Annotated in this window: 20 protein-coding genes and 1 riboswitch; of the genes, 17 read left to right on the top strand and 3 right to left on the bottom strand. The window is 39.6% G+C overall.

Features of this window, described 5'->3' with window-relative positions:
- Positions 1–6: 6 nt before the first annotated feature.
- The 6 genes from NYE65_RS00195 to NYE65_RS00170 all read left to right on the top strand — a co-directional run bounded on the left by NYE65_RS00195 (position 7) and on the right by NYE65_RS00170 (position 5,412).
- The gene (locus NYE65_RS00195; RefSeq protein WP_063590937.1) at positions 7–954 is read left to right on the top strand and encodes a ring-cleaving dioxygenase; all 948 of its coding nucleotides are present in this window, start codon (positions 7–9) and stop codon (positions 952–954) included.
- On the top strand, positions 954–1,562 hold the full coding sequence (locus NYE65_RS00190) for an alpha/beta hydrolase (protein ID WP_328177005.1): 609 nt from the start codon (positions 954–956) through the stop codon (positions 1,560–1,562). The genes NYE65_RS00195 and NYE65_RS00190 overlap by 1 nt, the downstream gene beginning before the upstream one ends.
- An 18-nt stretch (positions 1,563–1,580) precedes the next feature.
- Entirely contained in the window at positions 1,581–2,189 is a 609-nt protein-coding gene (locus NYE65_RS00185; protein WP_340862064.1) for a flavin reductase family protein, read from the top strand.
- 235 nt (positions 2,190–2,424) lie between these two features.
- Positions 2,425–2,527, top strand: a riboswitch (SAM riboswitch).
- Positions 2,528–2,610: 83 nt separating this feature from the next.
- On the top strand, positions 2,611–4,005 hold the full coding sequence (gene mmuP, locus NYE65_RS00180) for an S-methylmethionine permease (protein ID WP_063576036.1): 1,395 nt from the start codon (positions 2,611–2,613) through the stop codon (positions 4,003–4,005).
- Complete coding sequence (mmuM, locus tag NYE65_RS00175; RefSeq protein WP_328135118.1) at positions 3,995–4,957, top strand: homocysteine S-methyltransferase; 963 nt, start codon at positions 3,995–3,997, stop codon at positions 4,955–4,957. The genes mmuP and mmuM overlap by 11 nt, the downstream gene beginning before the upstream one ends.
- A gap of 287 nt (positions 4,958–5,244) precedes the next feature.
- Complete coding sequence (locus NYE65_RS00170) at positions 5,245–5,412, top strand: hypothetical protein (RefSeq protein ID WP_162878727.1); 168 nt, start codon at positions 5,245–5,247, stop codon at positions 5,410–5,412.
- A 459-nt stretch (positions 5,413–5,871) separates the two neighbouring features.
- Here NYE65_RS00170 and NYE65_RS00165 read toward each other — a convergent pair whose 3' ends face one another.
- Complete coding sequence (locus NYE65_RS00165; protein ID WP_340859493.1) at positions 5,872–6,246, bottom strand: helix-turn-helix domain-containing protein; 375 nt, start codon at positions 6,244–6,246, stop codon at positions 5,872–5,874.
- A 229-nt stretch (positions 6,247–6,475) separates the two neighbouring features.
- On the opposite strand from NYE65_RS00165, the gene NYE65_RS00160 reads away from it, so the two are divergent.
- Positions 6,476–7,465: an asparaginase gene (locus NYE65_RS00160; RefSeq protein WP_340862063.1), complete on the top strand. Its 990-nt coding sequence runs from the start codon at positions 6,476–6,478 to the stop codon at positions 7,463–7,465.
- A 23-nt stretch (positions 7,466–7,488) separates the two neighbouring features.
- Positions 7,489–8,919, top strand: a complete 1,431-nt coding sequence (gene aspA, locus NYE65_RS00155; protein WP_340859492.1) for an aspartate ammonia-lyase — start codon at positions 7,489–7,491, stop codon at positions 8,917–8,919.
- A gap of 278 nt (positions 8,920–9,197) precedes the next feature.
- Here aspA and glpT read toward each other — a convergent pair whose 3' ends face one another.
- Positions 9,198–10,559 carry a glycerol-3-phosphate transporter gene (glpT, locus tag NYE65_RS00150; protein ID WP_340859491.1) on the bottom strand — a complete coding sequence of 454 codons (1,362 nt, stop codon included), beginning with the start codon at positions 10,557–10,559 and terminating at the stop codon, positions 9,198–9,200.
- A 478-nt stretch (positions 10,560–11,037) separates the two neighbouring features.
- On the opposite strand from glpT, the gene NYE65_RS00145 reads away from it, so the two are divergent.
- The 6 genes from NYE65_RS00145 (at position 11,038) to NYE65_RS00120 (ending at position 17,294) form a co-directional block, all read left to right on the top strand.
- Positions 11,038–11,565 (top strand): DUF4309 domain-containing protein, encoded by a 528-nt coding sequence (locus NYE65_RS00145; RefSeq protein WP_340862062.1) that lies wholly within the window; start codon positions 11,038–11,040, stop codon positions 11,563–11,565.
- A 519-nt stretch (positions 11,566–12,084) separates the two neighbouring features.
- Entirely contained in the window at positions 12,085–12,528 is a 444-nt protein-coding gene (locus NYE65_RS00140) for a CoxG family protein (protein WP_340859490.1), read from the top strand.
- Positions 12,529–12,695: 167 nt separating this feature from the next.
- Entirely contained in the window at positions 12,696–12,959 is a 264-nt protein-coding gene (locus NYE65_RS00135; RefSeq protein WP_034307218.1) for a metal-sensitive transcriptional regulator, read from the top strand.
- 228 nt (positions 12,960–13,187) lie between these two features.
- Positions 13,188–14,645 carry a cardiolipin synthase gene (gene cls, locus NYE65_RS00130; protein ID WP_328177009.1) on the top strand — a complete coding sequence of 486 codons (1,458 nt, stop codon included), beginning with the start codon at positions 13,188–13,190 and terminating at the stop codon, positions 14,643–14,645.
- 448 nt (positions 14,646–15,093) lie between these two features.
- Positions 15,094–15,843, top strand: a complete 750-nt coding sequence (locus NYE65_RS00125) for a (S)-benzoin forming benzil reductase (RefSeq protein ID WP_340859489.1) — start codon at positions 15,094–15,096, stop codon at positions 15,841–15,843.
- A gap of 188 nt (positions 15,844–16,031) precedes the next feature.
- The gene (locus tag NYE65_RS00120; RefSeq protein ID WP_340859488.1) at positions 16,032–17,294 is read left to right on the top strand and encodes a glycosyl hydrolase family 18 protein; all 1,263 of its coding nucleotides are present in this window, start codon (positions 16,032–16,034) and stop codon (positions 17,292–17,294) included.
- A gap of 180 nt (positions 17,295–17,474) precedes the next feature.
- Here the strand turns inward: NYE65_RS00120 and NYE65_RS00115 are convergent, their stop codons facing one another.
- Positions 17,475–18,707 carry an MFS transporter gene (locus NYE65_RS00115; protein ID WP_340859487.1) on the bottom strand — a complete coding sequence of 411 codons (1,233 nt, stop codon included), beginning with the start codon at positions 18,705–18,707 and terminating at the stop codon, positions 17,475–17,477.
- A gap of 217 nt (positions 18,708–18,924) precedes the next feature.
- Between NYE65_RS00115 and NYE65_RS00110 the strand changes: the two genes are divergently transcribed.
- The 3 genes from NYE65_RS00110 to NYE65_RS00100 all read left to right on the top strand — a co-directional run bounded on the left by NYE65_RS00110 (position 18,925) and on the right by NYE65_RS00100 (position 23,042).
- Positions 18,925–20,640, top strand: a complete 1,716-nt coding sequence (locus NYE65_RS00110) for an ABC transporter ATP-binding protein (protein WP_098865287.1) — start codon at positions 18,925–18,927, stop codon at positions 20,638–20,640.
- Positions 20,641–20,971: 331 nt separating this feature from the next.
- A complete protein-coding gene (gene wecB / locus NYE65_RS00105; protein ID WP_340859486.1) occupies positions 20,972–22,063 on the top strand; it encodes a non-hydrolyzing UDP-N-acetylglucosamine 2-epimerase in 1,092 nt (363 codons plus the stop codon).
- Positions 22,056–23,042 carry a polysaccharide biosynthesis protein gene (locus NYE65_RS00100; RefSeq protein ID WP_340859485.1) on the top strand — a complete coding sequence of 329 codons (987 nt, stop codon included), beginning with the start codon at positions 22,056–22,058 and terminating at the stop codon, positions 23,040–23,042. The genes wecB and NYE65_RS00100 overlap by 8 nt, the downstream gene beginning before the upstream one ends.

The raw sequence follows: 23,042 nt of genomic DNA, 5'->3' as shown, positions 1-23,042 counted from the left end.
ATCGGCATGCAAAAGCAAAATGCAGGGATACATCATATAACCGCAATTGTAGGCAATCCTCAAGAGAATGTGGATTTTTATGCTGGAGTATTGGGAATGCGTATGGTGAAGAAAACCGTTAATTTTGATGATCCAGGCACCTATCATTTATATTTCGGAGATGAATCCGGTTCACCGGGCACAATCATCACGTTCTTTCCTTGGCCTGAGGCATACCGAGGGACAATTGGCTCCGGACAAGTGGGAATTACAACATATGCAGTTCCGGAGGGTTCAATGGGCTTCTGGGAAAATCGTTTAGGTAAATTTAATATAGACTTTGAAAAGGTTTCACGTTTCGGTGAGGAATATCTTGAGTTCCAAGACCCACATGGTTTGCAACTTGAACTGGTTGAGCGTAAAGAAGGTAAAAATAGCGAGTGGTCATTCGGCGGTGTACCAGCTGATAAGGCGGTCAAGGGTTTCGGCGGAGCTGTATTATTGACGTCAAAACCGATCAAAACGATGGAACTATTAGAGGAAGTGATGGGCCTTCAAAAGGTTGGGGAAGAGGGCGATTTCATCCGCTTCAAATCCACATCGGATATCGGAAATTTGATCGATGTTAAAAAAACGGTTTTACCAAACGGTAAAATCGGAGTGGGAACTGTCCATCACATCGCATGGCGTGCGAGCGATAATGAAGATCATAAAGAATGGAGGGAGCATATCGGTAACCATGGCTATGGTGTGACACCCTTTACAGACCGACAATACTTCGATGCGATTTATTTCAGGGAAGATGGAGGCATACTCTTTGAAGTTGCCACAGATCCACCTGGCTTTGCTCATGATGAAACGAAGGAAACGATGGGCAGTAAATTAATGCTGCCGCCATGGTTGGAAGAAAAGCGGGAAGTTATGGAAAAAACGTTACTGCCGGCAGTGCCGAGAGTACTAGAGGAGGATAAATGATGAAACATATTTTTCAAAAAGGAAGTAATCCAGAAGCTCCGTTACTACTGCTTTTACATGGCACTGGAGGAACGGAAACAGATCTCTTGCCATTATCCGAAATGGTTTCACCGGGTTCGTCCGTACTGAGCGTACGGGGAAATGTACTTGAAAATGGAATGCCCCGTTTTTTCCGACGGTTAGCTGAAGGGGTTTTTGATGAAGAGGATTTGATTTTCCGAACGAAGGAGCTTTATGACTTCTTGGAATCAGCGTCCGGAAAATATGACTTCGACCGTGACAGAGTGGTGGCATTAGGTTATTCCAATGGTGCAAATATAGCTGCAAGTTTGCTGTTCCATTACGAGGGGGCCTTACAAGGAGCAATTCTTCATCATCCAATGGTTCCAAGACGAGGGATCGCTTTGCCGTCCCTTTCAGATATACCTGTATTTATTGCTGCAGGTAAAAACGATCCGATTTGCCCGGCAGAAGAAACTGAAGAACTTAATCAACTTTTACAGCAAGCTGGCGCAACAGTTGGAGTTCAATGGGAAAATTATGGTCATCAGTTAACACGTTCAGAGGTTGATGCAGCAGGTTCATGGTTTCAAAAGAACTTTTTATAAGAATGAGAGGGAATGAAGATGATTTCTGTTAACCCTGAAAGTCTGACTGAACGGGATAATTATAAGTTTTTGACTGGAAGCATTATACCGAGACCTATAGCGCTGGTTACGACACAATCCGAAACCGGTACAATCAATATAGCACCGTTCAGCTTTTTTAACATAGTCAGTTCAAATCCTCCGATGATTTCCATTTCTGTTCAACGGAAAGAAGGAGTTTCAAAGGATACAGCCCGAAATGCAATTCAAACAGGTGAGTTCGTTGTTCATATCACTGACGAAAATAATGTTGCCGATGCAAATCGAACGGCCAAGGAACTCCCATCTGAAGAAAGTGAATTGGGTCTTACTAATTTCACGCTGGCTGTTAGTGATAGGGTATCCGTACCAGGATTGGAAGAAGCGAAGGTACGTTTTGAATGTACATTAGAGCAATCGATTCCATTGGCAGGTTCCAAGAATGAACCTGGTTGTGATTTACTGATAGGGAAAATAGTCTGCTATCATATAGAGCAAGATATTTACCATAATGGCCGTATTGACCCGAATGGGCTAAAACCTGTAGCAAGATTAGCAGGTCATTCTTATACAAAACTAGGGGAATTATTTGAAATAGAACGTCCTTAAGGAAAAAGTAAAAAATGGCGACATCTTTTAAGATGTTGCCATTTTTAAGACCAAAATGACCCCGGTTAGTTTTATTTGCCATTATAATACGCTTAGCGCCTGTTCCAAAAATAAGCAACCTTTTAATATTAATGCCGCAAACGCCATGATCGTTAGCATTTAAAAGGAAGTCTTTACATTCCGAAACAAAACTTGACAAATTTTTCATAGATTGATACAGTTATAAAAAAATAATTTCTTATCCAGAGAGGTGGAGGGACTGGCCCTATGAAACCTCAGCAACAGGTCTACAAAGACACTGTGCTAATTCCAGGGGGTGAAACCTTGATAGATAAGACCGTACGTGTTTATTTGTCAGTAACGCACTCTTTTTTAGAGTGCGTTTTCGTTTTTTCTGGATGCAAGATTAAGGAGAGTAAGAATGGATAACAAAAGGAAGCATGATTTTCAAAGGCAAATGCAAGCACGGCATATAATAATGCTATCGCTTGGCGGGGTGATTGGAACTGGTTTATTCTTAAGTTCGGGTTATACGATTCAACAGGCTGGTCCGTTCGGAACCATCCTTTCGTATCTGATTGGTGCATTAGTGGTTTATCTAGTCATGCTATGTCTAGGTGAACTATCTGTGCATATGCCCGAGACAGGTGCGTTTCATAGTTACGCAGCCAAATACATCGGACCAGGGACAGGGTATACAGTAGCCTGGTTGTATTGGCTAACCTGGACTGTTGCACTAGGTTCGGAATTCACGGCTGCAGGATTGTTGATGCAGCGATGGTTTCCATCAATCAGTGTCTGGATATGGAGTGCTCTATTTGCCATTTTGGTTTTGGCATTAAATGCGTGGACCGTTAAGTTTTTCGCTGAATCCGAATTCTGGTTTGCGTCTATAAAGGTATTTGCTATTGTAATATTCATTATTCTGGGAGCTGCGGCAATGATAGGTTTCATTCCTATGATTAACGCACAATCAGCTCCGTTATTTTCCAATGTTACAAGTGCAGGTTTATTTCCAAATGGTGCTTTTGCCATTCTAATGACGATGCTCGCGGTGAATTTTGCATTTTCTGGAACTGAATTGATCGGAGTTGCAGCTGGAGAAACTGTGAATCCGGAAAAAACGATTCCAAAGGCAATCCGTATGACATTATGGAGATTGATTATCTTTTTTGTAGGTACCATCGTTGTTTTATCCGCATTATTGCCTGTTTCGGATGCAAGCGTATTAGAGAGCCCCTTTGTTGCCGTTCTAGAACGAATTGGAGTGCCATATGCAGCGGATATTATGAACTTTGTTATATTAACTGCCATTTTGTCCGCTGCGAACTCAGGACTATATGCCTCATCCAGGATGCTTTGGTCACTTGCAGATAAGAAAACTATTTCACCAATATTTGCAAAATTGACAAAACGGGGTGTTCCCTTGAATGCAGTCCTTTTCAGTATGCTGGGCGGTGTTTTAGCACTTTTCTCGAGTATTATAGCGCCGGATACTGTTTATATAGTGCTTGTATCCATTTCTGGACTAGCCGTGGTGATAGTTTGGATGAGTATTAGCGCGTCACAGTTTCTATTTCGCAGACGATATATAAACGAAGGAAACTCAGTTAATGATTTGGCTTATCATACACCATTATATCCATTCGTTCCAATCGTTTCATTTATGCTATGTCTTGCTTCTTGCATAGGAATTGCATTTGATCCTACACAAAGAATAGCACTATATTGTGGCATTCCGTTTATTTTGTTTTGCTATGGAAGTTATTATCTGACACAAACCATAAAGAAAAGAGGAGTAGACCATGAAAAATAAAATTAACCCAATTGAAGCAATTTTACAAGGTCATTCAGTTATGATTTTGGACGGAGCTTTAGCTACAGAGCTTGAAAGTCATGGGTGTGATTTGGACGATCCCCTGTGGTCTGCACGTGTATTACTTGAAAATCCAGAAGTGATTTACCAGGTGCACTCTGACTACTTTCGAGCTGGTGCTGACTGTGCGATAACGGCAAGCTATCAAGCAACGGTTGAAGGTTTCGCCCTCCGCGGAATACAAGAAAAAGAGGCATTGGATCTAATCAGGAAAACGGTTTTACTAGCAAGAAAAGCAAGAGATGAATTTTGGAAGGAAGAATTTCAAACGATTAGACCTAAGCCATTGGTTGCTGCATCAGTTGGACCTTATGGGGCTTATCTTGCAGATGGTTCAGAGTATGTCGGGAATTATGGTGTTTCAGATGAAACTTTGGCGGCATTTCATCGCTCACGAATATCAGCTTTGATTGAAGCAGGAGCTGACATTTTAGCATTTGAAACGATTCCTTCCCTGCAAGAAGCAAAAGTATTACATTCATTATTGAAAGATTATCCAGAAGTCTATGCTTGGCTGTCCTTTTCTTTGAAAAATGAAAAAGCGATTAGTGACGGCACATTGCTGGAGGAGTGTGCCAGATTGTTTGGGGACAGTGAGCAAATTGCCGCAATTGGCATCAACTGTGCGCCTGTATCAGTTATCACGGAAGCCATACAGGTGTTGCGTGCAAACACGCATAAACCAATTATCGTTTATCCGAATTCCGGTGAATCATATAATCCAGAAACTAAAACATGGCATGGTCCAGAATCATGTAATAGGCTCGATGTGAAATCTGAAGATTGGCACCATGCGGGGGCAAATATAATTGGAGGATGTTGCAGAACCGCTCCTCATCATATTGCGGGCATTTCAAGAAAGTGGCGACCTTCCGTGGTAACGTTCTCCTAGCCTTTTTTGTTATCAAAAATATTGTTATTAAATATGTAAGTAGTCGGGAAACCTATAAACAAAAAGAACAGGAATTTGGCGGTTCCTGTTCTTTTTTTTGAGCTCTTTATTCAGATTCGAGTAATTTGAAAGGATTGAATTATTAATTTCTTGACACTTCAGAAATAAGCTGGAAATTACAGGTAAAACAACCCTTTTGCAAAAACTGTAAAAAGAGAAATTAAATCATATTTTTTTCGTGCTTGGGAAAACTAGACAAACAATGAATGGAAAGGAGAGAATGAGTTATGAGTCGTGGTAAAAATTTTAATCATAAAGAAAAAGGACATCCAGGAAATTTACCCAATAATAGAATTAGCGAAGAGAAGGAACACAGCCGCCAGTATGAACAGATTGAGGATATTGTCACTCATGAAGCTTTCAAGAATAGGGAAAAAGAAGATGAAATGCCTTAAAATATGGAAATGCAGCATATCTGTTGAGACATTATATTGAGGAATTTACCATTTCTTTAAGGATTCCAATAATAGAAGCACATGAATTAAGACATAACGCTCACTTCATGTTGCTTCTTTTTTGATTAATTCACCGGGGGAAACCATGATCTTTGCCATGTTTTTTCTTTCATTGCAAATAGATAAAGAGGGAAAATAAATAAGTCTAAAGAGGACAACAGAAAATGAAAATGGATGACTTTTTTAAAAAAACCGACTATCTTCTATATAATAATTAATGAAATTTAAATTTCTAAACACAGAAATAATTACGTGCAACCGTCAAAATGGGCGAACCGACCTATCCTAATTGATTAAAGCCGCGGTATATTACAGTTATAATGAACATGTCAGGCAGTATAAGAACCTGCTGATGAAGTACGGTTCTTTTACCCAATACCAGTTTAAACTCAATGTCTGCTATGTTTCATTTTGTTTATCGCGATTTATTTCCACTTCCCGTTTAGCTCTAATAAAAGCGATAAATTGAATCGTTTCCTCTTCAGAAAGGGAAATTCCATCTACAGCTAGCTTCATATCTGGTAAATCCGTTAATTCCATGACTTGAGGCGACTCATTATCCATATCATTAGATTGATAATCTACTCGACCCAGAATGTAATCAGTTGAGGTATCATATAAGCCTGCCAATAAATTAATCGTTTCTAATGAAGGGCGGCGGTGGCCCGATTCGTAACCGGCATAGGTACTTTTGGCGATTCCGAGCCTGTCAGCGGTATATTGCAAAGACCATCTTTTGGACTTCCTTAATGTAGTCAATCTATTTAAAATCATTATTATTACTCTCCTTTTATATAAATCCATTATAACATCATATTGAAAAAAGTGTACGCGTAATGAATAACTTTCGCTTGATTTCACTATGAAACATGACTATAATTACATGTGTTGTACGCGTTACATGAACATTTACAGCGGAAACATCCTTTTCTGAGATATTAGAATGATAGTGAAACAGGGAGGCTTATTAGGGGGTAGTATATTGGAAAAGTTAAAATCAAAAATGAAGAAGTTGATGTTGCTTACTACAGGTGGTACAATTGCATCGTTAGAAGGAAAAAATGGACTTGTTCCAGAAATGAAAGCTGACGAAATTTTAGGCCACCTACCGGGATTGGATTTACTGTGTGAGATTGATAGTAAGCCTTTGATGAATATTGATAGTACAAATATGCAGCCGGAAGATTGGACAGAAATCGCACAATCCATCCATAAGCACTACCATGATTACGATGGCTTTGTGATTACCCATGGAACAGATACAATGGCTTACACTTCTGCTGCGCTCTCATATATGTTACAAGATTTAGGGAAACCAATCGTCATTACTGGTTCTCAGGTCCCGATTGCCTTTAAAAAGACAGATGCCAAAAGGAATATCTCTGATGCGATCCGGTTTGCTTGTGAAGATATTGGAGGAGTATATGTTGTTTTTGATGGCAGAGTCATTCAGGGTACGAGGGCCATTAAATTGAGAACGAAAAGCTATGATTCGTTTGAAAGTATTAACTATCCTTATATTGCGACCATATTCAAAGATAAAATTGAGTATCTAAAGCCAGTTCATTCACCAAAGAATAAGGAAGCTAAGTTGGATGCTTCCCTATGTACTGATGTTGCTTTAGTCAAGCTGCATCCCGGTATTAAGCCTGAATTCTTTGATTTCCTGAAAAATCAATGTCGGGGAATCGTAATTGAAAGTTATGGAAGCGGTGGTATTCCATTTCAAGGAAGAAACATTTTAGAGAAATTGAATGAGTTAGTACAATGTGGAATATCCGTTGTCATTACTACCCAATGCTTAGAAGAAGGGGAAGATATGGATATTTACGAAGTGGGACGAAAAGTGAACAAGAATGCCATCATTCGTTCCAGGAATATGAATACAGAAGCCATCGTTCCTAAGTTGATGTGGATATTAGCGAAGACGCAGGATCCTAAAAAAGTGAAGGAAATGATGGAAACACCGATTGCAGAGGACATTACATTCTAGAACAAACAAAGGGGCAAGAGGAAATGTTGATAGAAGAGAAAACATACCGAATCGAGAAAGACTTTCTTGGGGAAAAGGAAATTCCAGCAGATGTTTATTATGGTATACAAACTTTACGCGCAGTGGAAAATTTTCCGATTACCGGTTACAAAGTCAATGAAGAAATGATTCGTGCACTGGCCATGATTAAAAAAGCGGCCGCTTTAGCGAATATGGATACCAAACGGTTATATGATGGTATTGGAAGCGCTATCGTCAAAGCTTCTGAAGAAGTGATCGATGGAAAGTGGCATGAATATTTTATCGTTGACCCAATTCAAGGCGGTGCGGGTACATCGATGAATATGAATATTAATGAAATCGTTGCCAACCGTGCGTTAGAACTTATGGGACACAATAAAGGTGATTATGTACATGTTAGCCCAAATAGCCATGTTAACATGTCTCAATCAACCAATGACGTATTCCCAACTGCCATTCATTTATCAACACTGCGTCTTTTGGAGCAATTGTTACAAACAATGACCAAGATGAGTACGGTTTTAAAGAAAAAAGCAAAACAATTTGATCATGTTATCAAAATGGGACGCACACATCTTCAGGACGCAGTGCCGATTCGCCTTGGTCAAGAATTCGAGGCTTACAGTCGCGTTTTGGATCGGGATATAAAAAGAATAAGTCAATCACGTCAACATTTATATGAAGTGAATATGGGAGCAACAGCAGTGGGAACGGGATTGAACGCAGATCCGCGTTACATTGAAAACGTTGTTACATATTTAGCTGAAATCAGTAACTTGCCGCTTGTAGGAGCAGAACATTTAGTAGATGCAACCCAAAATACGGATGCATACACTGAGGTATCAGCTTCATTGAAAGTATGTATGATGAATATGTCTAAAATTGCAAATGATTTACGTTTGATGGCTTCAGGTCCGAGAGCGGGATTAGGAGAAATCACACTTCCAGCCCGTCAACCAGGTTCATCCATCATGCCTGGTAAAGTAAATCCAGTCATGCCAGAATTAATTAATCAAGTCGCTTTCCAAGTAATCGGTAACGATAATACGATTTGCTTAGCATCAGAAGCGGGACAACTAGAGTTGAACGTAATGGAGCCAGTGCTTGTATTCAATTTGTTGCAATCAATCAGCATTATGAACAATGCTTTCAATGTCTTTACAGATTTTTGTTTGGAAGGCATTGAGGCCAATGAGCAACATTTAAAAGATTATGTCGAACAAAGTGTCGGAGTGATTACAGCAGTCAATCCGCACCTTGGGTACGAAGTGGTTTCACGTATTGCCCGTGAAGCGATATTGAAAGGGAAATCAGTTCGCGAACTTTGTTTACAATATGATGTGTTGACAGAAGAAGAATTAGATCTGATTCTAAATCCTTATGAGATGACAAAACCCGGAATAGCGGGGGCTTCTCTTTTTGATCGGCAATAACCAGTATTTTGGTAGAAAACATGAATCTATATGATTTTTGATATAATGACCATGCCTTTAGGCCCGTTGGTATAAAGGCATGGTCATTTTTTATATGCATTTCAATAAGGTATGTCAAACAAACGTCCGTCAACTGCTTTCCGCCACTGATAACTGAATATTCAGTTATTTCGGGCGTCAATCTAATCATGGATGGGTTTAACTGATAATAGAAAACCCATCCCCCTTAGAATATATCCATGGGGATGGGGAAACTTGAGCTCAATAATATGTCTGAATTAGCCCTTTACTACTTCCTGTCCTCGAACATTCCAAGTACATGCAAAGACCACTACTGCCAGCACACAAGAAATCGTAATCAATGTAAAACCTGCATTCCAGCCTGAAAAGTCAACTACATATCCCATAATGGCATTAGCCGCTACAGATCCACCTAGATATCCAAACAAGCCAGTCAGTCCTGCTGCAGTGCCTGCAGCTTTTTTAGGAACTAAATCAAGTGCTTGCAGACCTATTAACATTACTGGTCCATAAATTAAGAATCCAATCGCAATTAGGGATATAATATCAATCATTGGGTTGCCTGCAGGGTTAAACCAATAAACAAGGACTGCGAGTAATACTCCTAGCATGAAGACAACGCCAGCAGGTCCCCGACGGCCTTTAAAAACTTTATCAGAGATATAGCCGCATAATAAAGTGCCCGGAATACCTGCCCATTCGTATAAGAAATAAGCCGTACTGGACTCGTCCATGTTGAAGCCCTTTTCTTCGCTTAAATAGGTTGGTGCCCAATCAAGTACCCCATAACGGACGAAATATACAAAGATGTTGGCAATCGCAATCGCCCAGACCCATTTGTTATTTAATACATATTTAAATAATATCTCTTTTGTTGTCAGTTCTGTTTCAAACGTTTTTTTCATTTTATTTGGAAAATCATTACGATACTCTTCAATCGGCGGCAATCCAACTGATTGTGGTGTATCACGTATCAAGATAAATGATATGATTGCTATTAATATGGCAACTAGAGCAGGTAATATAAAAATTCCTTCATAACCTGCATATGAAGAACCCATTAATGTTGCAAAGATGGAGACACCTGCAATTGCCAATGGTGCCATTAAGCCACCACCCACATTGTGGGCAACATTCCATATTGCCGTTTTCCCTCCTCTTTCACTTACACTGAACCAGTGGACAAGTACTCTCCCTGATGGAGGCCAGCCCATTCCTTGAAACCACCCATTAATGAATAACATGATAAACATGATTGTAACCGATGATGTGAAAAATGGAACAAGTCCCATAAGTAAGCTGACGATTCCAGCAAGTATCAAACCTACTGGCAAGAAATACCTCGCGTTACTTCGGTCTGACACAGTTCCCATTACAAACTTACTTATCCCATATGAAATCGAGATAGCTGATAATGCAAGACCTAGCTCTCCAGTTGTATAGCCTTCCTCCTTTAAATATGGCATTGCCATGGAAAAGTTTTTACGAATTAAATAATACGCTGCATATCCAATGAAGATACCGATGAAAACTTGTAATCTGAGTTTCTTATATTCAGAATCTATTTTTCCTTCCGGTAATCTTTCAACTGGCAGAGCTGGCTTAAATAATTTGAGCATCCAATTCCTCCTTAATGATATTTTTGAACCTAATTAACTAAAGTAATGATGATGATACATAAAAAAAACCCATACCAAAATAGTAACCTTTTTGTTAAAAGGTCCTATTAAAGCATGAGTCTCCAAATCTCCACCATCGTTAACTTGTAATAATTATACTATCTTCATAAGAAACAACATTTTTTTGTGCCCATTCGGACAAAGAAGGAACCATTGACTTCAAGTTACTGACTGAGTCCTTTTTGGCATCAGTTTTAGAACAGGATAAAATGTTGCTAACTTGAATTGGCTTAATCGGTTAATCTTTCATTTGAAAATTTTTTCTGAACGAATGGTATGTATCCAAAGTTCCAATGAATATTAATGGTAATGGTAAAAATCCAAATGGAATGACATGCGCAATTTTTCATCTTTTTTAGATTGTTAAAATCATGTAATCAGTCATTACCATATGGAAAGGGAGGATATTTTGAAACAAGTGAATCGTTTTATCCGAAGCGTTACATTTCTAATGCTCGCATTTCTCATGTTTAGTGTGCAGGCTGCTTATGCTTCAACAGATTCAATATCAACGCAATCCACGCCAGACCTTTTGATTCGGCAAATCATGGGTTTAGCCTACGAATCCCAACAATCCATTAGCAGTGGACCATTTTCTGTAGGTGATTCGCTGAAGATAGCGGAAAAAGCCTGGGGTGAACCGGAAGATTTAAGTACCGTTGCAGCCAATTATTGGAGCCGGAATGTCCGATTCCTCTATGACGGTTCAACAGGTAGAAAGACGATTACCGCCATTGATGATTTTGATCCGCAATTGCAAACCATTCATTTATCCATGTTGAAGGAATTGATCGGTGAACCGGTAAGTGAAGTGGAGCAAGAAGGGAATTACTATGTCACTTATACCGATTACGTAAATTATAAAGTGGTTTTCGTGTTTGAAAGCGCCTGGATTGACCCAATTCCAAGATTGAATATGTATACGGTTCAATTCGCACCAGATTAATAAGTTATTCTGATCCTGAACCTTCTTTAATTGTAAAATGAAGAAACTGAAAAACATAATAATAATCTTTCCAAAAAAAGACCCAGCGATTAAGCTGGGTCTGAGTTTGTAGACCAAAGGGGTTCCGTCTGAATTTTAAGCAAAGTTGATTGGAACGGAGGGTACGGGACTCCTGCGGGAAAAGCGCGTCCAAGGGAGACCCACAGGCGCCAAGAGCGCCGAGGGCGGGCCGCCCGCGAAAAGCGAGTGCCTAATAAAGTGGAAATCAACGCTTATATTCTACACTCCCTCAAAAAATGTAGGCATTCTATATTTGTATCGAGTTTGTCTAAAGTCTGAGGCCCAGCAATAAAAAACGATCGTCCCTTTTTTACAGGGGCGATTCTTTGCTGTTATTATCTTTAAATGGTTTCTTATACCGGGAGAATTTTGTTCAAGAATCTAATCTTGCCGTTCTATTCAATATTGTTAAGCCATACATTACAAAGATGTAAATAGAATGATTAAGGGGGAACTGCTTTGTCAGAAGGTGTGCATAGTATCATATTACCTGTTTCCAAAAAAACGGTATGGGATTTTGTAAGTAGCATAGATCGTTGGGCACCTCTAGTCCCAGGATATATCAATCATGAGATGATAAATGAGCGGACACTTATTTGGGAGTTTAAAAGCGATTTGGGATTAATGAAGAAGAAAATTAAACTGGAAGTGAATATATTGGAATGGGTTGAACCCGATAAGGTAACATTTAAGCTTAAGGGATTAAATGAAAAATTTGATGGGCATGGCTATTTTTTAGGGGAAGAGTGCGGAATTGGACAGACTAAAATGACTGGCTGCCTGGCGATTACGGCAAAAGGCGCCAAAGCCCCTATCGTCAATGCTTTGTTAAAAACCTACGTTCCCCAAATGACGATCGAGTTTTCTGAGGCAGTTGCACAAAGTCTTCTTGTACAAAAATAGGAATTACATATTGGAGTTTCATTGGATATTGGCACTTGACAATTATACCTAAGTGGTATGTATTATAAATTGTAAGATTTTTATCTAACCTTCATTTCGACTGAAAGGGTTTTATGATGGATGTCTGGATAGGATTCATAAGTAATAGGCAGGGTAGGAGGCCTCACATGGAATACGATAAGCAGGTTAAAAATAGAGTGAAGCGAATTGAAGGACAGCTTCGTGGGATTTTGAAAATGATGGAGGATAATAAAGATTGCAGGGATGTGGTAACTCAGTTATCTGCAACCAGATCTGCAATCGATCGGACAATTGGGGTAATAGTAAGTTCCAATCTTGTTGAATGCGTCCGGGAGGCTAATGAATCCGGAGAAAAGAATCCCGAAGAGCTAGTGAAAGAAGCTGTGAATTTATTAGTGAAAAGCCGGTAAGCAATTATATTATTGTTAAATAGGAATTTTTAAAACAAATATTATTAGACTGCCTGGCCAATCTGAGAAATTTTAGTGTCCGGGTTGGATGGATTTTTTAAAATGGGCCTCTACAAGAAGAGGTCCATTTTTGTGAATTCTCTGTTTTCATTTCTGATAAGCAAATCCTTTGATATAAAGTATTTGCATGGTATCCTTAAAGGGATAAAAATTTAGTGAGGGTATGCTATGGAATTTACGCATGTTACATCGGTTTTGCTCGGCCTCGTCATCATTCTAAATATTTTATTTGCAACGATTGTCATATTTTTTGAAAGAAGGGAAGCGAGCACGACCTGGGCTTGGTTATTGGTTTTATATTTTTTGCCTGTAGTCGGTTTTATTTTATACCTGCTTTTTGGAACAAGTTTAAGGCACGCACACTTATTCCAATGGGAGGATAAGAAGAAGATCGGGATCGAAGAAATCATTGATAAACAGATGGAAGAGCTTTCAACGAATCATTTTCCTTTTCGAAATGCTTCTTCGAGTAATTATCGTGATTTGATTTATATGCATCTCCGAAACAATGATGCCGTACTTACTGAAGATAATCAAGTCGATATTTTTACGGAAGGGAAAAATAAGTTTGACCAGCTTTTTAAAGATATCGAAGCGGCCGAAAACCATATACATATACAATATTACATCATTCAAAGGGACGGCCTGGGTAAACGATTCATTGAAGCTTTGACTAAAAAAGCGAATGAAGGCGTCAAAGTTCGGCTGCTTTATGACGAACTGGGATCTAGAGGGATGACTAAACGTTTCTTCAGGGAATTTAGGCAGGCTGGAGGACGAGTGGAGGCATTCTTTCCATCCAAATTAAAATTTATAAATTTACGACTGAATTTCCGAAACCATCGAAAGCTCGTCATCATAGATGGAAAAGTAGGGTATGTTGGAGGCTTTAATGTTGGTGATGAATATTTAGGGCTTAATCCAAAATTCGGTTATTGGCGTGATACACACCTTCGTATAGAGGGTTCGGCTGTCAAAGCCATTCAAACTCGGTTTATCCTGGATTGGAATCAGGCATCAAAGCATCATGATATAACTTATCAGCCTCATTATTTCCCTATTGTAGAGACCCAAGGAAATATAGATTTGCAAATAGTGACAAGTGGGCCGGATTCAGAATGGGAACAAATTAAAAATGGCTATATTAAATTAATTTCATCAGCAAAGAAATCGATTCTCATTCAAACACCTTACTTCATACCGGATGCCAGTTTATTGGATGCACTCAGGATTGCCAGCTTATCAGGGGTAGATGTGAAAATCATGATTCCGAATAAACCTGATCATCTTTTTGTTTATTGGGCAACGACTTTCAATGCAGGGCAGTTATTAAGAGCGGGTGCTAAGATATACATCTATGATAACGGCTTTATTCATGCGAAGATGATCGTGGTGGACGAAGAGGTCTCCTCGGTGGGGACAGCAAACATTGATGTCCGTAGTTTTAAATTGAACTTTGAAGTCAATGCCTTCATTTATGATGAAGGAATGGCCGAAACACTGACCAGGATTTTTTATAAGGATGTCGAAGTTTGCAGGCAGCTTACAATTGAAGAGTTTGAAAAGCGATCAAAGTGGATTCGTTTAAAAGAGTCCATTGCAAGGCTGGTATCACCGATATTATAATATTTTAAATAAGCGAACCATTACTACATGGTCTGTTCAGACTGTAGACAAATTCGAAAAAACGAGTTTGCCTGCAGTTTTTTTACTTAAAAATAGTACGAAGCTTGATTTCAGAAATCCATTCCCTTTCAGTTATAGACCATTGTTATTCATTGAGTTTGCAAAATCGTTGACTTCCTCTCCAGGCACTCGCTTTCCGCTGCGGGGTCTCCCTTGGACGCGCTTTCCCGCAGGAATCTCGCACACCCACTCCAATCAACTTTGCTTTATTTTAGATGGAACTTCTTTTGTCTCAAAGTCAATAATTGAGGCTTCCTGCATTTTTAAAACAAGTACGGAGCTTGATTTCATAAAACAGTAGTCTTATCTTAAAACCACGGTATGTGGTGAGACCATTCCGAACTCGATTTTGGTACAATAATTTATATCCAGAAAAGGGGGAAAAGCCGTGAAAACGTTTATAATCACAGGAGCTTCAAAAGGTTTAGGTGCTGCCATCGCCAAAGGGTGTTTGCAGACGAGTGATCATTGCATTTTAGTTTCCCGTACGGCCCATCCTGAAATGCAGCGGATGGCTGACCGTTCGGGGACGAAACTTACATTTATTTCGCTGGACTTGAATGAAACTGAAAAGTTGCCTTCCTTAGTCAATGAGATTCTTACTGAAGTCGATGATACAAGTGATATTTATTTCATTAATAATGCAGGTGTCATTGAACCTATTAAGCCGGTAGGAAACCTTGGTGTAGTAAATTTGGAAACGAGCATGCGGGTGAATTTCATGGCACCCATCGTATTGGCTGATGAATTCGTTAAACAGACAAAGGAATGGAACAGAAAGAAGGTATTGGTCAACGTATCTTCAGGAGCAGCAAAAAATCCTTATCATGGCTGGGCAGCCTATTGCAGTACTAAGGCGGGGTTGGAAATGTTTACACGGGTTGCAGGGTTGGAACAGGATAAAACGTCTTTTCCTACGTCTCTCATTTCTTTTTCACCAGGTGTAATGGATACGGAGATGCAAGGGATAATCCGATCAGCAGACGAACGGGACTTTGCCGATCGAGACAAATTTCATGAATATAAAGAGAAGGGCAGATTAAGAAGCCCCGAATTTGTGGCAGATAAACTTTTGCAGCTGCTTGAAGCAGAAGATTTGGAGAATGGGAAGTTCTACGACATTAAGAATTTACTTTGATGTATAGGGGAATATGGCTTATAGCGTAGGGGGTGTCCCTTTGGACAGCCTCTTTTTTTTGTGATCCATTATTCCATTAAAAAAACGACTGAAAAACCAGAATATCATCATTAGGAAATGTGATAATTCGTTCTATCCAATTACCTGAATAACATAAACTTTTTTGGAGGGAGTTTGGAGGGTTTTGAATGACGATCATTATTGTGAAAAAAGGTGACAGCCTTTGGGAAATTGCCTCGAAAAATAAAGTTGCCCCATCGAGGATAATTGAAGTCAACGGATTGGAATCAACAACTTTGGTTCCTGGTCTGGCATTGTATATACCTAATGAAAAAGCGGTGAATCGAAGGTATCTAATTAAAAGTCAGGATACCCTTACTAAAATCGGCAGTCGTTTTGGTACGAGTGCAGCGGCAATCAAGGAGGCAAACCCAGGAATCTCTGAAAACTCGCTAAAAGTCGGTACGGATATTTTGATACCGTCTCCTTACAAAAATCAATTGATTACGCTGGGTTTTGCCTTCCCGACTTCAGGTGGAGTCGTATTTGAAACACTTGAGCAGAATGGTGATAAATTATCCTATTTAGCCATTGTCGCTTATTCGTTTACAAGGGAAGGAAATGCGTACGTTGATGGAGATGATCTCCCGCTTATCGCGAAATGCGAACAGACAGGGGTGAAGCCGCTACTGATGATCCGAAACTTTCAAGATGGTGATTTTGACGCTGATTTGGCTGGTGATGTCCTTGCCAGTTCAGTATACAGATCGAATTTAATCAATAGTATGCTGACTTTCGTTAGGGAGAAAGGCTATGGGGGTGTCAGCATGGACATCGAATTCATCCCACCTGCCAGGCGTTCCGATTATGTGCTTTTTTTAAAAGAATTAAAGGAGGGGTTGAACGAACTGATCCTGCATGTGAACGTACATGCAAAAACAGCGGATAATCCTGATAATCGAATTGTAGGCGGGCATGATTATCGGGGGATCGGAGAGGCAGCTGACCTTGTTGCCGTGATGACCATTGACTATGGATATCCGACTGGACCGCCTGAACCCATTTCCCCACTTTGGTGGATGGGAGAGGTTCTTCGTTATGCTTTGTTGAATATTCCTGAATATAAACTGCAGTCGGCATTTCCTATGTATGGATACGACTGGATAGTACCGAGCCACGAGACGAAAGCTTTATCAGCTCAAAATGCCCAAAACCTTGCCATTGCAACTGGTGCTGAAATCACTTTTGACACCTCAGCGGCTTCACCTTCCTATTCCTACCGAAGAGAGAATTCGAATCATGTCGTGTGGTTTGAAGATATACGATCGATAAGTGCAAAATATGAACTGATTGATGCATATGAACTGATAGGAGCAACTTATTGGCAGATTGGTTTAGAATTCCCGCAGAATTGGGAGTTTATAAATAATAATATCTGGATTATCAAATAGAATGAATGGGTGCAGGCGGTTTATATATTTACTTCCCTTGTTTGGTTGTACGGCTTTTAACAGAGGCAAGCCAATCATACCGACCAAGATTTTAAAGAGAGGCAATATTGTTAGACGGGTCTTGAAACGATAAAAAAGGTGCCATGGAAAACCAAGGCTCCTTTTTTTCGTGAAACGAAATCATCTAGGAAGATTAGATGACTTACTTGACAGCAATTGATCACATTGCTTCCCTATTAAGTCGTTCCTTTTAAAAGTTGCATAAAGAAAGGCAAGGAATATCAGCGTGGAGGAAAATTGGAACGTTGTTTTGACACTGTATGTTTCCGTTATAAAGCCTAATAGTAAGACAGAGCCGGCAAATGTAAGATTGATGACTGCTCCCCAAACGGCATGAATTTTTGCAAGAGTCTTTTCCGTAGCATGGTCTTGGAATAGCTTGGTATAGATCACTTCCCGGATTTGTTCTGGGAGCCCGTACAGGCATGCCAGCAGCAAAGCTAATGCAGGAATACTGGTAGTTCCAAAAAGCAGGATCAGCAGTGAACTGAGAAATAGCCCGAAAGTGATGAAGAATCCAATATATTTTTCTAGTAACTTGGCAAAACGGATGACGATCAATCCACTGAAAATCATGCCGACAAAGTAGCTTGTGTTAATGTACCCCCACCATTCCTCACCCAGTTGCAGGTTCTGTTCTACATATATATAGATAACGGCAGCCACCCACACGCTTGAAGCTAAAGTGGTTATGAAATCAATGGAAATGAGGGTACGGATAGTTGGGATTTGACGAATCGCAACCCATCCGGATTTAATCGAATCCCAGTTTGAAGGAGCAACAGGGTCCGTCGGGACTTTGATTCTCCCTGTATAGATCGTTGAAACGGCATAAAGCATGACCGTAAGCCAAATGATGAAACTGCTGTTGGTACTTATCAATAAGACGGAACCTAGTGGCCATCCTGCTACAAAGATGGTCTGGGTGATCACATTCAAGAAACCATTCGCTTTCATCCGCTCTTCTTTTGGAACTAATTGAGGAACCAAAGCTGCGCTAACCGGGGCAGCGACGCCGTCCAATAATGAAATCAAGGCAATGAAGAAAATGACGGCAACAGAAAAACCATGATCGAAACTTATTATAAAGATTCCTAGGCAAACGAGTAAGATCGTTTTCCACCATTGAGATTGAACGATGATTCTTTTTAAAGGAAACCTGTCGATGACAAGGGGGGCAAGTAAACTGCTGATGAACCGAAAAATCGTTGTAATGAACGGGAGCAAACTCAAATAGAAGGCAGACCCCGTCAAATTATATAATAGTGAAATCAACCCGACTACATAAAAAATATCCCCTAGATTTGCAAATGCCTGTCCAATCCAAAGGCATCGAAACGATGTGTTTTTCATGAATACCATCCTTTACGAAAATAAAGTTCATGGATATTTAGAATGGTTATTTTTTTACACTGGATTCACTCCTTAGATTCAATAGATTGCATGAGCCGGGTTGGCTTTTTTTATAAATGATTTTACCATAATATGAACGTGGGCGTTCTGAAATGCTTGCTCAATATGGAATATGGAATTATACTCCTTAATATATGTAAAAAAGGAGAAAAATTTGATGATTCGACGTTTTGCTTCATATTACCTGCCGCATAAGCGGTTATTCATTATTGATTTCTTCAGTGCAGTGGTCGTGGCTGTACTTGAACTTGCATTTCCGCTAGCTGTTCAGTGGTTTATTGATACACTGCTGCCTGGCGACGATTGGTCTGCCATAGTTTCGGTAAGTGCCGGTTTGTTCCTGCTTTATATCATTAGTACCTTCTTACAGTTCATAGTAGGGTACTGGGGCCACAAATTGGGTATAAATATCGAGACTGATATGCGTGAGGAATTATTTGAGCATGTGCAGAAACAATCTTTTCGTTTTTTTGATAACACGAAAACCGGCCATATCATGAGCCGCATAACCAATGATCTGTTCGATATTGGTGAACTTGCTCACCATGGTCCCGAAGATTTATTCATTGCCTTCATGACTTTTATAGGTGCATTTTGGATTATGTTGACAATCAATGTGAAACTGGCACTCGTATCGGTTTGTATTTTACCGTTTCTCGTGTTATTGATTGTCATAAGTAATTTAAAGATGAATAAGGCTTGGAAGAAAATGTATACAGAGGTTGCGGATGTAAATGCCCGTGTGGAAGATAGTGTCTCAGGAGTGAGGGTTGTACAATCCTTTACGAATGAAACATATGAAATGAAAAGATTTGCTACTAATAATCGCAGATTCCGTAAAGCTAAACTACTAGGTTATAAGGTTATGTCATTTAGTTTATCAGGCATTTACATGATGACGAGGTTTATGACCCTTGCCGTGTTGGTGATTGGAGCTTGGCTGACTTTTCATGGGCAGCTCTCTTATGGGGAACTGGTTGCATTCGTCTTATATGTTAACGTATTATTTAAACCGATCGACAAAATCAGTGCGTTGATGGAACTCTATCCAAAAGGGATGGCCGGCTTTAAGCGTTTTACGGAACTACTGGATGTCGCGCCTGATGTAGAGGATAAAAAGGATGCAATTGAGATGACCACCCTATTAGGGGATATTTCCTTTAAAGATGTTTCTTTTAACTATGAAGACAAAAAGCCGGTTTTAAAAGGAATTGATCTAACAATTAAAGCTGGTGAAACCATCGCTTTTGTCGGGCCTTCAGGAGCTGGGAAAACGACCATATGTTCATTGATCCCGCGTTTTTATGATGTTAAGGCCGGTTCAATATCCATTGATGGAATTGATATTCGTGAAATGACGAAAAAGTCATTGCGCTCACAAATTGGCATAGTCCAGCAAGATGTATTCCTTTTCACAGGAACTGTAAAAGAGAACATTGCGTACGGAATGCTTGGAGCATCGGATGAACAAATTCAAGAAGCCGCAAGGAAAGCCCATTTGGAGACTTTCATTGAAGGTCTTCCAGAAGGCTATGAAACTCAAATAGGTGAACGAGGCTTGAAATTATCCGGAGGACAAAAACAACGAATTGCAATTGCAAGGATGTTTTTGAAGAATCCGCCAATATTAATTCTCGATGAGGCAACCTCTGCACTCGATACGGAGACGGAAAGAATCATTCAGCAGGCTCTTACGGAACTAGCTGAAAACAGAACGACGTTAATCATCGCACACCGATTGGCAACCATTCGAAACGCTGACAAGATCGTGGTTGTTACGGAAGAAGGAATTGCTGAAGAAGGCGGTCACGATGACTTACTTAAGCAGGGGGGCATTTTTGCCAATCTGCATCAATTACAATTCCAAAAATGATAAAAAGCTATATGTCCTAACAAGGAAAGCTGAGTTTGTCTACAGTTTGAGCTATATGTCCTTACAAGGGCATATAGCTTTTTTAATAGAATGGAAAGGAGTTCAATCAATATTGAGTTCGGTATAACATCATGTCTGATTAATATTTCAATAAGGAATAAAAGTCTTTTAATTAAATCCGGGTTGCGGGGGAATGGCGGCTTATTAATCGGTTATAAGTTCAAATTGAGGCGAAATCTAATAGGTTAGCCTATAACAATAGAATTGGTTGTGCATACAATAAGGGTAGACGGTGAGGCCATAAACCAGAAAAGATTAAGGAGTGTAAATCGTGAAAGTAATGACTATTTTAGGGACTCGACCTGAAATTATCAGATTAAGTCTAATCATAAAGAAACTGGATCAATATGCCGATTCACATATTCTAGTGCACACTGGACAAAATTTCACCTCATCCTTAAGTGAAATATTCTTCCAACAGCTAAAGGTACGAACCCCTGATTATGTCTTGCTGAATCAACAGCAAACCCTCGGTGAACAGTTAGCAGCCATATTTAGTAAATTAGAGACCATTCTTTTAAATGAAAAGCCCGATAAAGTATTAGTGTTGGGGGATACAAACTCCGGACTCAGCTCCATCTTAGCAGAAAGAATGGGCATACCAGTCATTCATATGGAAGCAGGGAACCGTTGTTTTGACTTGGAAGTGCCTGAAGAAAAAAATCGTCGTATTATTGATGCTGTTTCAAGCTTTAATTTACCTTATACTCCTCAAAGTAAAGAAAATCTTATGAATGAAGGTATCCCGAGTAAAAGAATATATTTATCGGGAAACCCAATTTGCGAGGTCTTGAACCATTACAACAATGAGATTGAGCAAAGTGTAGTTTTGGAGAAACTGAATCTGGATAAGGATGATTATTTCCTCGTTACAGCCCATCGTGCTGAAAATGTTGACCATGAAGACCGTTTGCTGGAGATTATTAAGGGCATTAATTTAGTTGCCGAAACCTATCAAAAAAGAATCATATGCAGTTTACATCCCCGGACAAAATCCCGCATTGAACTCAGTCCCAAATTAGAAGTGCATCCATTAATTGAATTTCATGAGCCATTTGGCTTCTTTGATTTCGTAAAGCTTGAAAAAAACGCTTTTTGTGTGCTGACCGATAGTGGAACCGTTCAAGAGGAATGCTGTTTGTTCCATGTACCGACCGTTACGATACGAAAAACAACCGAAAGGCCAGAAACCATTGAGTCGGGCAGCAATATGTTATCAGGAATTAACGCTAAACAAATCGTCAATTGTGTGAAGGTTATGGTTAACCAGCAAAAAGACTGGACTTTTCCAGAAGGCTACGACCATAAAAACGTTTCAGATAAAGTGCTAAAAATAATACTGGGAGGCCATGAAATTGATTAAGAATCGAACCATCATGGTAACAGGCGGTACAGGCTCATGGGGATATGAATTGGTTAAGCAGCTATTGGATTTTGAACCGAGTGAAATACGGATTTTTTCAAGAAATGAGTGCAATCAATTTACAATGAAGCAAGAATTTGATAACAACCCGAAATTGCATTTCATAATCGGTGATGTAAAAGAAAAAGAAGCACTAATGGAAGCATGCCAAGGCGTTGATTATATCTTCCATTTGGCAGCATTAAAGCATGTTCCTGTATGTGAAGATCAACCCATTGAAGCTTTAAAGACGAACGTAATTGGAACACAGAATGTTATAGAAGCAGCAATAAGCTGTAATGTGCATTCGGTTGTAAACATTTCTACTGACAAGGCTTCGAATCCATCCAATTTTTATGGTCTATCAAAGGCGATGGCAGAAAGGTTGATTATACACGCTAATACATTAAACACAAAAACAAGATTTGTTTGTATCAGGGGCGGAAACGTGCTGGGCACAAATGGAAGTGTCATTCACGTTTTTAAAAAGCAGATTAAAGAAAAGGGGAAAATCGGAATAACTGACTTGAACATGACGAGATTCTTTTTAACCATTGAGGAAGCGATTAAATTGGTATTTAAGGCAACCTTTGAAAGCATTGGCGGAGAAATTTTCGTAATGAAAATGCCGTCCTGTAAAATTATCGACTTAGCTGAAGTGTTGATAGAAGCATCGAAGAAAACAAATGTAGATGTAGAAGTCCTTGGCATCCGTCCTGGTGAAAAACTCCATGAGATCCTGCTTTCTGAATATGAAAGCACAACGGCGATTGCCTTTGATGATGAATATTATGTAATACTTCCAGCCATTCATATAGATGGGATAAAAGAACATTACTCTAATTACCAGCCTGTTAGTTTAGAAGACTATAACTCTGGCTCAGGACTAATGGATAAACCCCAGATTAAGGAAATGTTAAAGAATGGGGGCTTTATTTAA

It is taken from the genome of Peribacillus sp. FSL R5-0717 (assembly GCF_038002945.1).
Classification (GTDB): Bacteria; Bacillota; Bacilli; order Bacillales; family DSM-1321; genus Peribacillus; species Peribacillus frigoritolerans.
This window is presented reverse-complemented; position numbering and strand designations above follow the sequence as displayed.

Bases quoted from the DNA above. Each gene is read 5' to 3' on its own strand.
- NYE65_RS00195 (WP_063590937.1), top strand. From the start codon at position 7: ATGCAAAAGCAAAATGCAGGGATACATCATATAACCGCAATTGTAGGC.
- NYE65_RS00190 (WP_328177005.1), top strand. From the start codon at position 954: ATGAAACATATTTTTCAAAAAGGAAGTAATCCAGAAGCTCCGTTACTA.
- NYE65_RS00185 (WP_340862064.1), top strand. From the start codon at position 1,581: ATGATTTCTGTTAACCCTGAAAGTCTGACTGAACGGGATAATTATAAG.
- mmuP (WP_063576036.1), top strand. From the start codon at position 2,611: ATGGATAACAAAAGGAAGCATGATTTTCAAAGGCAAATGCAAGCACGG.
- mmuM (WP_328135118.1), top strand. From the start codon at position 3,995: ATGAAAAATAAAATTAACCCAATTGAAGCAATTTTACAAGGTCATTCA.
- NYE65_RS00170 (WP_162878727.1), top strand. From the start codon at position 5,245: ATGAGTCGTGGTAAAAATTTTAATCATAAAGAAAAAGGACATCCAGGA.
- NYE65_RS00165 (WP_340859493.1), bottom strand. From the start codon at position 6,246: ATGATTTTAAATAGATTGACTACATTAAGGAAGTCCAAAAGATGGTCT.
- NYE65_RS00160 (WP_340862063.1), top strand. From the start codon at position 6,476: ATGAAGAAGTTGATGTTGCTTACTACAGGTGGTACAATTGCATCGTTA.
- aspA (WP_340859492.1), top strand. From the start codon at position 7,489: ATGTTGATAGAAGAGAAAACATACCGAATCGAGAAAGACTTTCTTGGG.
- glpT (WP_340859491.1), bottom strand. From the start codon at position 10,559: ATGCTCAAATTATTTAAGCCAGCTCTGCCAGTTGAAAGATTACCGGAA.
- NYE65_RS00135 (WP_034307218.1), top strand. From the start codon at position 12,696: ATGGAATACGATAAGCAGGTTAAAAATAGAGTGAAGCGAATTGAAGGA.
- cls (WP_328177009.1), top strand. From the start codon at position 13,188: ATGGAATTTACGCATGTTACATCGGTTTTGCTCGGCCTCGTCATCATT.
- NYE65_RS00120 (WP_340859488.1), top strand. From the start codon at position 16,032: ATGACGATCATTATTGTGAAAAAAGGTGACAGCCTTTGGGAAATTGCC.
- NYE65_RS00115 (WP_340859487.1), bottom strand. From the start codon at position 18,707: ATGAAAAACACATCGTTTCGATGCCTTTGGATTGGACAGGCATTTGCA.
- NYE65_RS00110 (WP_098865287.1), top strand. From the start codon at position 18,925: ATGATTCGACGTTTTGCTTCATATTACCTGCCGCATAAGCGGTTATTC.